This is a genomic window from Propionivibrio limicola, assembly GCF_009469695.1.
GTDB lineage: Bacteria > Pseudomonadota > Gammaproteobacteria > Burkholderiales > Rhodocyclaceae > Propionivibrio > Propionivibrio limicola.
The window spans coordinates 77961-91298 of record NZ_SSSR01000003.1 but is presented as its reverse complement, the minus strand read 5'-3'; the positions used below and the strand labels follow the sequence as shown (position 1 = coordinate 91298).

Annotated in this window: 9 protein-coding genes; 6 read left to right on the top strand and 3 right to left on the bottom strand. The window is 62.7% G+C overall.

Going from position 1 to position 13338, the window contains the following annotated elements; all coding sequences use genetic code 11:
• Positions 1-22: 22 nt before the first annotated feature.
• Both ubiD and GH659_RS04365 read left to right on the top strand, forming a co-directional pair.
• The gene (ubiD, locus tag GH659_RS04370; RefSeq protein WP_153109542.1) at positions 23-1486 is read left to right on the top strand and encodes a 4-hydroxy-3-polyprenylbenzoate decarboxylase; all 1464 of its coding nucleotides are present in this window, start codon (positions 23-25) and stop codon (positions 1484-1486) included.
• A 35-nt stretch (positions 1487-1521) separates the two neighbouring features.
• A complete protein-coding gene (locus GH659_RS04365; protein ID WP_153109541.1) occupies positions 1522-5832 on the top strand; it encodes a bifunctional diguanylate cyclase/phosphodiesterase in 4311 nt (1436 codons plus the stop codon).
• Between the two features lie 189 nt (positions 5833-6021).
• On the opposite strand, the gene GH659_RS04360 is transcribed toward GH659_RS04365, so the two are convergent.
• The 3 genes from GH659_RS04360 to dacB form a co-directional block, all read right to left on the bottom strand.
• Positions 6022-6909, bottom strand: coding sequence for a DMT family transporter (locus tag GH659_RS04360; protein ID WP_153109540.1), 888 nt, complete (start codon positions 6907-6909; stop codon positions 6022-6024).
• 26 nt (positions 6910-6935) lie between these two features.
• Positions 6936-7973, bottom strand: a complete 1038-nt coding sequence (locus tag GH659_RS04355; RefSeq protein WP_153109539.1) for a DctP family TRAP transporter solute-binding subunit — start codon at positions 7971-7973, stop codon at positions 6936-6938.
• Positions 7974-8064: 91 nt separating this feature from the next.
• The gene (dacB, locus tag GH659_RS04350) at positions 8065-9507 is read right to left on the bottom strand and encodes a D-alanyl-D-alanine carboxypeptidase/D-alanyl-D-alanine endopeptidase (protein WP_170285823.1); all 1443 of its coding nucleotides are present in this window, start codon (positions 9505-9507) and stop codon (positions 8065-8067) included.
• A gap of 189 nt (positions 9508-9696) precedes the next feature.
• Between dacB and GH659_RS04345 the strand changes: the two genes are divergently transcribed.
• The 4 genes from GH659_RS04345 (at position 9697) to GH659_RS04330 (ending at position 13334) form a co-directional block, all read left to right on the top strand.
• A complete protein-coding gene (locus GH659_RS04345; protein ID WP_153109538.1) occupies positions 9697-11022 on the top strand; it encodes an HD-GYP domain-containing protein in 1326 nt (441 codons plus the stop codon).
• Between the two features lie 97 nt (positions 11023-11119).
• Positions 11120-11482, top strand: a complete 363-nt coding sequence (locus GH659_RS04340) for a DUF134 domain-containing protein (protein WP_153109537.1) — start codon at positions 11120-11122, stop codon at positions 11480-11482.
• A gap of 19 nt (positions 11483-11501) precedes the next feature.
• A complete protein-coding gene (locus GH659_RS15010; RefSeq protein ID WP_153109536.1) occupies positions 11502-12425 on the top strand; it encodes a NifB/NifX family molybdenum-iron cluster-binding protein in 924 nt (307 codons plus the stop codon).
• 132 nt (positions 12426-12557) lie between these two features.
• Positions 12558-13334: an SDR family NAD(P)-dependent oxidoreductase gene (locus GH659_RS04330; protein ID WP_153109535.1), complete on the top strand. Its 777-nt coding sequence runs from the start codon at positions 12558-12560 to the stop codon at positions 13332-13334.
• Positions 13335-13338: the final 4 nt, after the last annotated feature.

Here is a 13338-nt window from a genome sequence, read left to right as displayed (position 1 = left end):
AACTACATTGAGCTGAATTGTCATGAAATACCACGACCTTCGCGACTTCATCACGCAACTGGAAAGCATGGGCGAGCTCAAGCGCATCGCCGCCGAGATCGACCCGCGCCTTGAAATGACGGAGATCTGCGACCGCGTCCTGCGCGCTGGCGGGCCGGCCATCCTGTTCGAGAACCCGAAAGGTCACTCAATGCCGGTGCTGGCCAACCTGTTCGGCACGCCGCGCCGCGTCGCGCTCGGCATGGGCGAGGAGTCGGTCGAGGCGCTGCGCGAAGTCGGCAAACTGCTCGCCTTCCTCAAGGAGCCGGAACCGCCAAAAGGGCTGAAGGACGCTTGGGAGAAGCTGCCGATCCTCAAGCAGGTGCTCAACATGTCGCCGAAGGTCGTCTCTTCCGCGCCGTGCCAGGAGATCGTCTGGGAAGGCAAGGATGTCGACCTGTCGCGTCTGCCGATCCAGCATTGCTGGCCGGGCGACGTGGCGCCGCTGATTACCTGGGGCCTGACGGTGACGCGTGGCCCGAACAAAAACCGGCAGAACCTCGGCATCTACCGGCAACAGGTGCTCGGGCCGAACAAGGTCATCATGCGCTGGCTGGCGCATCGCGGCGGCGCGCTCGATTTCCGTGATCACTGCCTGAAGAATCCTGGCCAGCCATTCCCGGTCGCCGTCGTGCTCGGTTGCGATCCGGCGACGATCCTCGGCGCGGTGACGCCGGTGCCGGACAACATCTCCGAATACCAGTTTGCCGGCTTGCTGCGCGGCGCCAAGACCGAACTGGTGAAATGCCTTGGCAACGATTTGCAGGTGCCGGCGTCAAGCGAGATCGTGCTTGAAGGCTATGTCGATCCGAACGAAACAGCGCTCGAAGGCCCCTACGGCGACCACACCGGCTACTACAACGAGCAATCGACCTTCCCGGTATTCACCGTCGAACGCATCACCATGCGCAAGAACCCGATCTACCACAGCACCTACACCGGCAAGCCGCCCGACGAGCCGGCGATGCTGGCCGTGGCGCTCAACGAGGTGTTCGTGCCGCTGTTGCAGAAGCAGTATTCGGAAATCGTCGATTTCTATCTGCCGCCGGAAGGTTGCTCATACCGGATGGCCATCGTCAGCATTCGCAAGCAGTACCCCGGTCACGCCAAGCGCGTGATGTTCGGCATCTGGAGCTTCCTGCGCCAGTTCATGTACACCAAGTTCATCATCGTGGTGGACGACGACGTGAATATCCGCGACTGGAAGGAAGTCATCTGGGCGATGACGACGCGCGTCGATGCCGCGCGCGACACGCTGATTGCCGAGAATACGCCAATTGATTACCTTGACTTCGCCTCGCCGGTGGCCGGACTGGGCAGCAAGATGGGCATCGACGCCACCAACAAGTGGCCAGGGGAAACGAGCCGCGAGTGGGGAACACCGATCGCCATGGATGCAACGATCAAGCAGCGCGTTGACGACTTGTGGGACTCGCTTGGCCTGTAACCTCTTTCCGCACAACATCATGACGGACACCACACATGCCGCTGCTGAATAGACTGATCAAACGTCTGCTCACCCCGTCGGCCGGGCGCCGCCTGACGCCGGCGGTGATCACCGCCCTTTACGCGGCCTTTGCGGTGATGTGGATACTCTTTTCCGGCGCCCTGCTCACGTTAAGCGTCAGCGACCCGCAACTGCAGGCACGCATCGAGCTGGCCAAGGGCGTTCTCTTCGTGGCGATCACCAGCACCCTGCTCTATCTGGTGCTTCGTTACTGGTACAGGACGCCTCCCGAGGCAGATGGAGAGGAGGACGCCGACGACATACCGGAAGCAGACGACGACAGCGGCAACGCCGGAAACGCCAACCACATGCCCGGCCTGCCCGGCGCGATCCGGCGGATCAAATTCCGCTGGCGGGCCCTGGTTTTTCTCGCCCTGATCAGTCTGGTCCCCTTGGCCGGCTTCATCGTGATCGAAGTTCACAAGCCGCAGGTCGAACATGAAGCGTTCGCCAGCCTGGACGCGATTGCCGAGCTCAAGACGAGCCAGATCGAAAGCTGGCTCAACGAGCGCTACAACGACGGCGACGTCATCGCCGCCACCCCGGGCCTCGTCAAAAGCATTGCCGAACTGCGGCGCTCGGGGGACGCGATTGCCCGCGAGGACGTCCGCGCCCGGCTGCTCGACACCCTTTCGACCCTGAAATACGAATCGGCCCTGCTCCTCGACCCCGACGGCACGACACTCGTCGACATCGGCGGTTTCGTCGGTCTGCCACCGCAGTTCATGCGCCAGATGTACACGGCTTTCTCCAGCGATCTCACCCTGTTCAGCGGCATCGGCGCCGATGCCAACGGCCAGTTGCACGTCGATTTCGTCGTCCCGTTATCGCTGCAGGAAGACGGCCAACGCACCCATATCGGGGCGATCATCCTCCGCCATACGCCGGAAAGCTTCCTCTTTCCCTACCTGCAGCACTGGCCCACCGTCAGCACGAGCGGCGAAACCGTACTCCTCCGTCGTGACGACAAATCGATCCAGTTCATCAATGAATTGCGGCACCGGCAGGGACCGCCGCTCTCGTTCCAGCCCCCCATCGAACAAGGCGGCCTTTTCTCCGAAATCGTCGTCAATCAGGGGCGCCTCGGCATGCAGTCCATCGGCAAGGACTACCGGGGCATCGAGGTGCTGGCAGCGCATCGGCCGGTCACCGGCACGGACTGGGTCGTCATTGCCAAACTCGACCGCGATGAAGTAGCGGCACCGTTACGCGACCTCGCCTTCTGGGTCAGCCTGATCACGCTGCTGGCCATCGCGACGGTCGGCGCCGTCATGCTGATGTTCCTGCACCAGCGCGGGCGGGTGCTGCGGCTGGAGATGCGTTCGCATTCCGACCGGCTGCTCCGCCAGTTTTACGCCATGCCGTTCATCGGCATCGCCATCGGCTCGCTGGCGACAAACCGCTGGCTGAAGGTCAATGACCGTCTGTGCGAAATTCTCGGCTACCGCCGCGACCAGCTTCTGAAAATGCGCTGGGAAGACATCACGCATCCCGACGATCAGGCCGACAGCATGGACGGGCTGCAACGCATCGAGCGCGGCGAGACCGACAGCTTCGCCATCGAGAAACGCTTTATCCGCAAGGACGGCTCAACCGTTTACACGACGCTGAACGTGCGCTGCGTCCGCCGCGACGACGGCTCGCCCGAATACCTGTTCTCGACCGTGCAGGACATCACCAGCCGCAAGGAGGACGAAGCCAAGATTCAGCGGTTGACGCAGATGTATCAGACACTGAGCGAGTGCAACCAGGCCATCGTACGCTGTACCAATCAGGATGAACTGTTCCCGCAGATCTGCCGCCTCGCCGTCGAGCACGGCGGCATGCAAATGGCGCTTGTCGGACTTCTCGAACCGGAAACCCGGAACATCATTCCCGTTACCAGCTTCGGCGACGAATTCAATTTCCTGGCTGACGCCCGGCTTTCGGCCGATCCGGCCAGCCCGTATGGCAACGGCGCCGCCGGCCACGCCATCCGCGAAGGTCGACCGGTCTGGATCCAGGACTACATGCACGACCCGCGCACGACGCCGTGGTACGAACGGGCGGCCAAAGCCGGCTGGCAGGCGACGGGCGCGCTGCCGCTGACCCGTAACGGGCAGATCATCGGCGTCTTCATTATCAACGCCCCGATCCCCCACGCCTTCGACGAGGCGATGCGCAACCTGCTGTGCGAACTGGCCGGCGACATCAGCTTCGCGCTCAGCACGTTTGCCAGGGAAGCGGAGCGCAAGCGCGTCGAAACCGCCCTGCGCGAGAGCGAAAGCCGTTTCCGCGACCTCTACGAGAAAGCACCGCTCGCCTACCAGTCACTCGACATAGAAGGCAACATCATCGAAGTGAACGACGCCTGGCTGAGATTGCTTGGCCGGACACGCGACGAGGTGCTCGGATGCTTCGTCGGCGACTTCCTCGAAGACATGTCGATCCGGACGCTGCGGCAGGAATTCCCGCGCTTTCAGGAACGTGGCCGCACCGACGGCCCCGTCTACACCTTCCTGCACAAGGACGGCTCGCGCCGGCTGCTGATGACCAACGGTCAGATTTCGCGCGACAAGAACGGCAACTTCCTGCGCACCCATTGCATCCTGACCGACCTGACCGAGCGCATGCAGGCCGAAGAGCAGCTCAAGCTCTCGGCGAAAGTGTTCGAGGAAAGCGCCGAGGGCGTGGTCATCACCGACCGCGACCAGAACATCCTGCTCGTCAACCGGGCGTTCACCGAAATCACCGGCTACCCGGCCGAAGAGGCGATCGGGCAGACGCCGCGCCTGCTCGCTTCCGGCCGCCACGACGAATACTTCTATCGCGACTTGTGGACAGCCATCGACACCGCCGGTTACTGGCAGGGCGAAATCTGGAACCGGCGCAAGAGTGGCGAAATCTACCCCGAACTCGTCTCGATCAGCCGCGTGCTCGACGAGGAGAACAAGATCAGCCACTACGTCGGCGTCTTCAGCGACATCTCCGAACAGAAGGCCAGCCAGGCGCACATCCAGCGCCTCGCGCACTACGACTCGCTGACCGGCCTGCCCAACCGCAGCCTGCTCGAAGACCGGGTCGGCCAGGCGATCAGCCGGGTCGAACGCAACCGCCAGCCGCTGGCGCTCATCTTCCTCGACCTCGACCGGTTCAAGAACGTGAACGACTCGCTCGGCCACCGCGTCGGCGATCAGCTGCTGGTGCAGGTCGCCGAACGCTTGCGCGGCCTCCTGCGCGACGAGGACACCGTGTCGCGCCTGGGCGGCGACGAGTTCATCGTCGTCCTGCCCGATACCGACTCCGACGGCGCCGCGCATGTCGCCGAAAGGGTGCTTGACACCCTGTCGCAGCCGTATCAGATCGAACCGCACGAGCTCTCGCTGACGCCGTCGATGGGCATCGCCATGTACCCGGGCGACGGCCGCACCTATGAGGAACTGTCGATGTCGGCCGACGCCGCCATGTATCGCGCCAAGCAAGGCGGACGCAACACCTTCCGCTTCTTCACGCGCGAAATGCAGGAGCGCTCGGAACGCACGCTGCATCTGGAAAACGCCCTGCGCCGCGCCCTCGATCTCGGCCAGATGCACCTCCACTTCCAGCCACAAGTCTCGCTCGCCGACAACCGCGTCATCGGCGCCGAGGCTCTCTTGCGCTGGAAGCATCCAGAACTCGGCATGGTCTCGCCGGCCGACTTCATCCCCGTCGCCGAGGACAGTGGTCTCATCCTGCCGATCGGCGAATGGGTCTTGCGCACGGCGGTCCGCCAAATGCGCGAATGGCTCGACGCCGGCCTGCCGCCGATGGTCATGGCGGTCAATCTCTCGGCCGTGCAATTCCGCCAGGTCGATCTACCGGAACTGGTGACACGCGTCCTGAACGAATACAAACTGCCGTCCCTCTTCCTCGAACTCGAGCTGACCGAAGGCGTGACGATGGAAGACCCGGAGACCGCCGCCCGCGTGATCAACGAACTGCACGCGCACGGCATCCACATCACCATCGACGATTTCGGCACCGGCTACTCGTCGCTCAGCTACCTCAAGCGCTTCAAGGTTTACAAGCTGAAGATCGACCAATCCTTCGTGCGCGACATTTCCAGCGACCCGGACGACGAGGCGATCGTCGAAGCGATCATCGGCCTCTCGCGCAGCCTCGGCCTGCAAACGCTCGCCGAAGGGGTGGAAAACCCCGAGCAGATGGAATTCCTGCGCGCCAAGGGCTGCGACGAAATCCAGGGCTACCACATCGCCCGCCCGATGCCGGCCACCGAGTTCGAAGCCTTCGTGCGGAAAACGATGTAAGGCGGAGCGCTAAAGACAGAAACCGCTTTCGACGCAGAGATCGCAGAGATACAGAGCGCGCAGAGAAAAACAATGCTTGCCCGATTGATGAGCAAGAGGAATTCCTTAAGCTTTCTCTCTGTTTTTTCTCTGCGTCCTCCGCGGCTCTGCGCTCTCTGCGTTGAAAGCGGTTAAACGAGAGGCTTCAGGTTAGCGTTTGCGTCCAGCCAGATGCTGCCGCGTCGCGGTGAAGATGCCGCTCGCGGCGAGCACGGCGATGCCGACGAACGACCAGAAGTCCGGCAGGTTGTCGAAGACAAGATAACCGGTCAGCGTCACCCAGATCAGCTGCGCGTAGCTGAATGGCGCCAGCCGCGAGGCGGGGGCATGCTCGTAAGCCTGGATCAGGATGAGATGCGCCGAACCGCCGATGATCCCGGCCAGCGCCAGCAGCACGCAATGCGACACGCTTTGCGGCGGTACCCACGCGAACGGCAGCGTGCAGGCCAGCATCAGCGTTCCGACGACTCCGGGATAAAAGATCGAGGTATAGACGCTTTCCATGCCCGCCAGACGCCGCGTGATCACCTGATACGAAGCGAACAGCACCGCCGTGCCAAGCGGCAGCAGGGCGTACCACGAAAAGACGCCGCTGCCCGGCCGGATGATGATGAGCACACCGAGGAAACCGGCCAGAACGGCGGCCCAGCGCGCCCTGTCCATCGGCTCCTTGAGGAAGAACACCGCCAGCGAGGTCACGATCAGCGGCGAGAGGAACTGGATGGCGGTCGCTTCGGCGATCGGCATGTATTTGACGGCGGTCACGAAGCACAAGGAGGCCGCGGCCAGCATCACGCCGCGCACGATCTGGATGCCGGGGCGCACCGTGCGCATGAAGCCGGCGCCACGCCGTGGCACCAGCACAACGACGACCAGCAAGGTATGGAACAGGTAGCGCGCGAACAGCACGCCGGTCGGCGGATAAAAGCGCGTCAGATATTTCGAAATCGTGTCCATGATGGCAAACAACACCACCGCCACCGAAATCAGGAGCATGCCGCGCAGGATGCGGGCGCTTTCAGGCGTTTTTGGGGTCATCGGGAAATGAAAAACTCAGGTCGGATTCACTGCGGGAACTGTTTCCGTATCCGCACCAGCTCCGTGTTATAGAGCTGCACGATGGCCGGATCGTAGCTGGCCGTGAAACGTTCGATCAGGGGATAAAAAAACGCGCGTAGCCGGGTTTGCTCAGCGGGCGCGAGCTCGTTGTACACCATGCCGCCTTTCTGCAACTCGGCGAGGGCGCGCTGGGCTGCGTCGCGACTGACCCGACGCTGGTAGACGCGCGACTCGTTAGCGGCTTCGATCATGATCCGTTTTTCGGTTCGCGAAAGCTTGTCCCAAAATCGCTTGCCGACGAGGATGATATTGGCGGCGTAAACGTGATTGGTCCCGCTCAGATACTTTTGCACCTGAAAAATCTTGTTCGACTGGATCACCGCAAAAGGATTTTCCTGCGCGTTGACCGTGCCCGCCATCAACCCGTCATAGAGCCTGGAGAACGGCATCGGCACCGGGGTTGCATCCAGCGCGCGAAAGGTTTCGGCAAACACCTGACTCGGGATGATGCGGACCGTCAGGCCCTCGAAATCCTCGACCCGGGTGATCGGCCGCTCATTGTTCGTCATGTTGCGGAAACCGAGATCCCAGAAGCCCAGCGCCACCAGCCCCTTCCCCGGCAGACGGGCCTGCAGCGATTGGCCAAACGGACCGTCGAGCAAGGCATCGGCCTGCGCGAACGAACTGACCGCAAAGGGCAAATCGAGAAGACCGAATTCCTTGGCGATCCCGCTCAACGAGGATGTCGACGGCGCCGACATCTCCTGCACGCCACTCTGCAGCGCGGCCTGTTGTTGCAACTCGTCGCCCAGCGAAGAGGACGTGTATTCGAAAACGGTCATCTTGCCGCCGCTTTTCTGCGCCAGCAGCTCGGTAAATCGCTTGACGCCCAGGCTCACCGGATGGTCGTGGTTGTTGAGATGCCCGAAGCGGATGATGCGTTCCTGAATCTCGGGCGCCGACCGCGCTGCGCCCGGCACGATGGCGGCCAGGCAGACGAGGCACGGGATGATGACGTTCAACAAGCGGCGGAGCGATCTCATGTTTTTTTGGCGGGCCGGGCGAATATGCCCGACAAGTATCGAGAGCGAAGCCCGCAGTATATACCCGCTCAACCGCCCCGCGACCACACTTTCAACGGCCGGCGACCCACTCCAGCAGCGCATCCATCGCCGGCTTCCCGGCAATCGCTTTCGGATCATTGATCAGGAAAACGACACCCCAGCGCTTGCCGCTCGCATCCAGCACGTAGCCAGCGATGGCGCGCACACCGGCGAGATAGCCGGTCTTCAGATGCGCACGGCCGCTCGCCGCCCCGTTCCCCAAGCGCTTCGCGAGCGTCCCGTCAATGCCGGCGAGCGGCAGCGACGACATGAACTCAGGCATGACGGGGCTCCGCCAGGCCGCCAGCAGCAGACGGCTGAGACCTTCCGCCGAAATGCGCTCGCTGCGCGACAGGCCGGCACCGTTGTCGAGCACGAGTTCCGGCACCTCAACACCCTTTTCGGCCAGCCAGCCGAGCACACGCACACGCGCCGCCTCGGCGCTGGCGGGGCGCGCCTGGGCCAGCGAAAGAAACACTTGCCGCGCCATCACGTTGTTGCTGAATTTGTTGATCTCGCGCACGACATCGGCCAGCGGCGGCGACGCCTGCTCGGCAACAACGAGCGCCGTTTCCGGCGTCTCACCAGCTCGCACTCGGCCGCGCAGACGGCCGCCCAGCTCGCCCCACAGCGCCCGGAACAAGCGTTCGACATGAACATCGGGCGACCACGGCGCAAGGTTGAGCGGTTTGTCGCCGCAGGCGAGCGGGAAACTGCCGCGCAAGAGGAGCGTTCCGCCGCTGACGGCCACGTTGATCTTTTCGCGCCAGTCGCCGCACGCACCGGCATCGGGCTGCAGGCGGTTGTCGATGCGCAAGCCTTCGGCCGGCGATTCGGCAATCACGGCCACGGCTTTCCGCCCGGTGTCGGGATGCAACGTCAGGCGGACGCTGTTGAGGCTCACCAACAGGGCATCCGGCCCGGCGTTGTACGGGCGCAACGGCTCGCCGTCAAAAGCCGCCGGATCGTGCGGCGGCACCTCGAATGCCCGCCGATCGAGCACCAGATCGCCGTCGATGTCGTGCACGCCGCGCGCACGCAACTGGCGCAACAGCAGCCAGAACTGCTCCTGAGCCAGGCGCGGATCGCCGCTCCCCCGCAGATAAAGATTGCCCTGCACGCGCCCGGCCTTCGGGGGGGCGTCGGCCAGCACCGCCGTTTTCCAGGTAAAGGCCGGCCCCAAAAGTTCAAGCGCCGCATAGGTGGTCACCAGTTTCATCGCCGAGGCCGGATTCATCGCAAGCATTGCGTTGTGTTCGACCAACGCCTCGCCGCCCTCCACCGGACGCACCACAACCGCCACGTTGGCCTCCGCGATCGCGGCCTGGCGCAAGGCCGCACTGACGGACGGCGGCAGCCCGGCGGCCAGCACCGCCAGCGGCACCGCAAACAACAACCCGGCGCCAAAGAAACGCCGACAGCAACGCAGGCTGGCCAGCCAACAAGCGCCCCCCCGTTTTCCTTTCAATTGCATGTAATATTCCGGTAACAAGAACAGTCCGAGAAGAAGCGACGTGACGGAACAACGAAAGTCAGCGCAAATCCGTTTCGCCACACCGCTATTGCATCGCGTCAAAACGGCTCGGTCGAGTATAAATGATTTGCCAGAGTGCCCCGCCTGCCGCTCAACCGCCGTTCGCTCAGGCCAAACCAAGGAACACCGATGAACCCCGGCGAATTTGAACGCCACGACGAGCATTACCTCCGCTCGATCACCGAGATGGGCCATGCACGTGAGGTTGTGACGAATCAGGCCATTTTCACAAACAACAACATCAAGCTGGTCGACAAGGGCACCCGCATTGATTCGGGATTGTTCGAGCGCCTGGTCCAGCACAAGCTCATGCCGCGATTCGACCAGTCGTTCACCGTCGAAGACGCGGTAACGCATGCCAGCCTGCAAAAATATGCCCGGAATCTGCTCGACAACGATCCCGGCTTTGCCATGCTGCGCGCGTGCAAGAAGGAAAAAGACCGCCTCCTGAAGGTGATTGACAGCATCACGCTCCTCGACCCGATCGCTTTCAAACTGACCGTGGCCTATTGCCAACGGCCCGAGGTCTTCGAGCATTCGATGCGCGTCGCCCTGGTGGCCCTGCATCTGGCCATTCAGTGCCATATCCGCTCCGAACGCGACTTGGGCATCATTGCCACCGCCGCGCTCTTTCACGACATCGGCATCCTTCACGTAGCGCCCGACCTCCTGCGCCCTGGGCGCCGTCTCGAACAATCAGAGCGCCATCACCTTTACGCCCATCCGATTACCGGCTACCTGATTTTTCGCGAATATCCCGACTATCACCCGAGCATCGGCCGGGCCATTTTCGAGCACCACGAGCGGCTCGATGGCAGCGGTTACCCGCGCGCCCTAAAGGGCAAGGAGATTTCCCCCGCCGCCCAGATCCTGATGCTGGCCGAAGTCGCCAACACCGTCTTCGAGCGCGCACAGGAGTCGCGCAGCCTCGCCAAAATCTCCGTTCTCTTGCGCTTGAACCACAAGAAATTCAACCGCCCGATGAGCAATGCCCTGCTCGCGATGATGGACGATTTCGAAACGGCAGGTGGCACCGTAACCGCCGACCACGCTTCATCCAACACGCATGACCGGTTTCCCGCCCTTGCGGAACGTCTTGCCGAACTGGCGCAGATCTTTCAGACCTGGCCCTCTGCGCGCCCGGCGGACATGGCAACGCCCCCGGCCTCATCGCTCTTCGCCGTCCTCAACGAACGCATCGGCGACTTGCATCGAAGCCTGCTTGATGCCGGCTTCGACACGCAGGCCCCCGCCGCGCTGCTCGAGGCGCTGAAGGAGGATGCGGGCGCACTGAACGAACTCGACATCCTGCTGGCCGAAACGCGTTGGCAACTGGCGGAAATCTTCAACGAGACGCATCGTCGCAAGCATGAACTCGCCGACAACGAGGTCGGTGCGTTAATGCCGGTGTTCGACTGGTTCGCGCAAAGCGCCACGGCGCTTGGATTGACCTGATCACATCGCCTTCAGCCACGAAGCCCGCACGCATTTGTGGCATATGCCACGAATCATGATACGATGCCCGACATCTTGAATCTGAAGGAAAAAATGGATGTCACGGCCGATCAAATGCCGCAAGGTTGAATGCAAGATCCCCGTGCGCTACTTCAAGCCGCAGGGCGTACCGATGCGCCTGCTCGATGAAATCGAACTGGCCATGGATGAAATCGAAGCCATGCGCCTGACGGGCATCGAGGATCTCTATCAGGCCGACGCCGCCGAACGGATGGGCGTTTCCCGGCAAACGCTGGGCAACATTTTGGCCCGCGCACACAAAAAGGTAGCGATCGCCCTGATCGAAGGCAAAGCTCTGCGCATTGCGGGAGGCGACGACATCCGCCATCTTCCGCCGGCAAACGACGCAGAAGCCTGCACCACGAACCCCCACCCTTCAGGCGAAGACAGCCAATATTGAGTTTTTGTGAGGTCCAACCATGAAACTGTGCATCCCCATCAGTGCCCCCAACGGTCTTGAATCGGCGATTGAGTCCCATCTGCCGAATGCCGAGCACCTTTTTTTCTTTGACACGGAAACCCGCGAACACTCGCACCTGTCCCTGCGTGAGCAATCCGCTGGGGCCGGCCAGAGCGTCCGCATCGACGCCGTGCTGTGCGGCAGCTTCGACAGCATGACGAAGATGGCGCTGAGTCAGCGCGGCATCAAGGCCTTCGGCACCGAGGCAAAAACGGTCTCCGAAGCCATCGCTCAGTTTGAAAACGGCGAGCTGTACTCGGAGCAAGAGGAGTCCGGTTGCTGCGACAGCCACGAAGGCGGTGGTGGTTGCTGTGGTGGCAAGAACCATGAGCAAGGTGCCGATCATGCGCACGGGGGAGGCTGCGGCGGCGGTCACGGTCACGCAAGTGGCGGCTGCCAGAACAAGGCACACGAGGAAGAAAGCAAAGCCGGCGGTCACGGCTGCGGCAGTCATGGGCACGGCCATGGCGGCTGCGGCGGCCATGACCACGACCAACAGAGCGGCGGTTGCGGTTGTGGCGACGAAGGCGAACTCATGCCGATGGCGATTGATCTGGGCGGCGCGGCGCATATCGTCGCCGTCAGCTGCCAGAACAAGAAAACCGTGACCGACCACGCCGGGCGCTGCCGCAACTTCTGGGTCTACGACATCAGCAACGGTCAGGTCGTCGGCAAGTCGCTGCTCAGTTTGCCGATCGAGCAGTCGTTCCACGAAACCAAGGGCGACCAGGCGCACCCGCTGGACAGCGCCGACGTGCTCCTCACCGGCGGCATGAGTCCGGGCCTGCAGAAGCGTTTGCTGCAACGCGGCATCAAGAGCCTCGTCACCACCGAGACCGATCCTGACCAGGCGGTCGCCGACCTGCTCGAAATCGCCGGTTAATCGCGCCCCTCGTTCGACGCCCGCGGCTCTTCCCTGACCCGCGGGCGTTTTTGTTTCTGCTTGGCCCAGCGCCCCAAATCGCCCGTCGATTGCCGGATAATCGCCCCATCCATCGAGACCACAGGAGGCCCCATGTTCGACGATCTCAAAAACAAGCGCGTGCTGATTACCGGCGCCACTCAGGGGATTGGCTTGGCCGCCGCCCTCGCCTTTGCACGCCAGGGCGCACACGTGGGAATCACTTCGCGCACTGAATCGCCCGACATTGCGCCGATTCTTCGCCAAATGCAGGAACTTGGCGGCGAAGGCGCGCATTTTGCCGGCGACCTGTCCAGCACCGCCGAATGCCGGACGCTGATCGAGCGTTTCGTCGAACGCTTCGGTGGCATCGACGTATTGATCAACAACGTCGGCGGCCTGGTCGGACGCCGTCAGTTGCCCGAAATCGACGACGATTTTTTCGATCAGGTCATCGACCTCAACGCGCGTTCAGCCCACATGACGACCCGCTTCGCCATCCCGCACCTGAAAGCGGCGGCACAGCAAAGCGGCACGACGTCATCGGTCATCCTCGTCGGCTCGTTCGCCGCGTACATGGGCGGCGGACCGGGCGCGTCGCTCTACGCCGCGTCCAAGGCGTGGCTGCACACGATCCAGAAAAACTGGGTGACCGCGCATACGAAGGATGGCATCCGCTTCAATGTCGTGTCGCCGGGAACCATCGACACGGCCTTCCACGCCGACAAGGGCGATGCCGTGCGGGCGCAAATCAACACCAGCATCCCGATGGGCCGCTTTGGCCGCCCCGAGGAAATCGCCCCATCCTTCCTATTCCTCGCCTCGCACGCCTGCAGCGGCTACATCACCGGCCAAGTTCTCAACGTCAACGGCGGACAATACATGCCCTGAACGC

Coding starts and splice junctions, on each gene's coding strand:
- ubiD (WP_153109542.1), top strand. CDS start 23: ATGAAATACCACGACCTTCGCGACTTCATCACGCAACTGGAAAGCATG.
- GH659_RS04365 (WP_153109541.1), top strand. CDS start 1,522: ATGCCGCTGCTGAATAGACTGATCAAACGTCTGCTCACCCCGTCGGCC.
- GH659_RS04360 (WP_153109540.1), bottom strand. CDS start 6,909: ATGACCCCAAAAACGCCTGAAAGCGCCCGCATCCTGCGCGGCATGCTC.
- GH659_RS04355 (WP_153109539.1), bottom strand. CDS start 7,973: ATGAGATCGCTCCGCCGCTTGTTGAACGTCATCATCCCGTGCCTCGTC.
- dacB (WP_170285823.1), bottom strand. CDS start 9,507: ATGCAATTGAAAGGAAAACGGGGGGGCGCTTGTTGGCTGGCCAGCCTG.
- GH659_RS04345 (WP_153109538.1), top strand. CDS start 9,697: ATGAACCCCGGCGAATTTGAACGCCACGACGAGCATTACCTCCGCTCG.
- GH659_RS04340 (WP_153109537.1), top strand. CDS start 11,120: ATGTCACGGCCGATCAAATGCCGCAAGGTTGAATGCAAGATCCCCGTG.
- GH659_RS15010 (WP_153109536.1), top strand. CDS start 11,502: ATGAAACTGTGCATCCCCATCAGTGCCCCCAACGGTCTTGAATCGGCG.
- GH659_RS04330 (WP_153109535.1), top strand. CDS start 12,558: ATGTTCGACGATCTCAAAAACAAGCGCGTGCTGATTACCGGCGCCACT.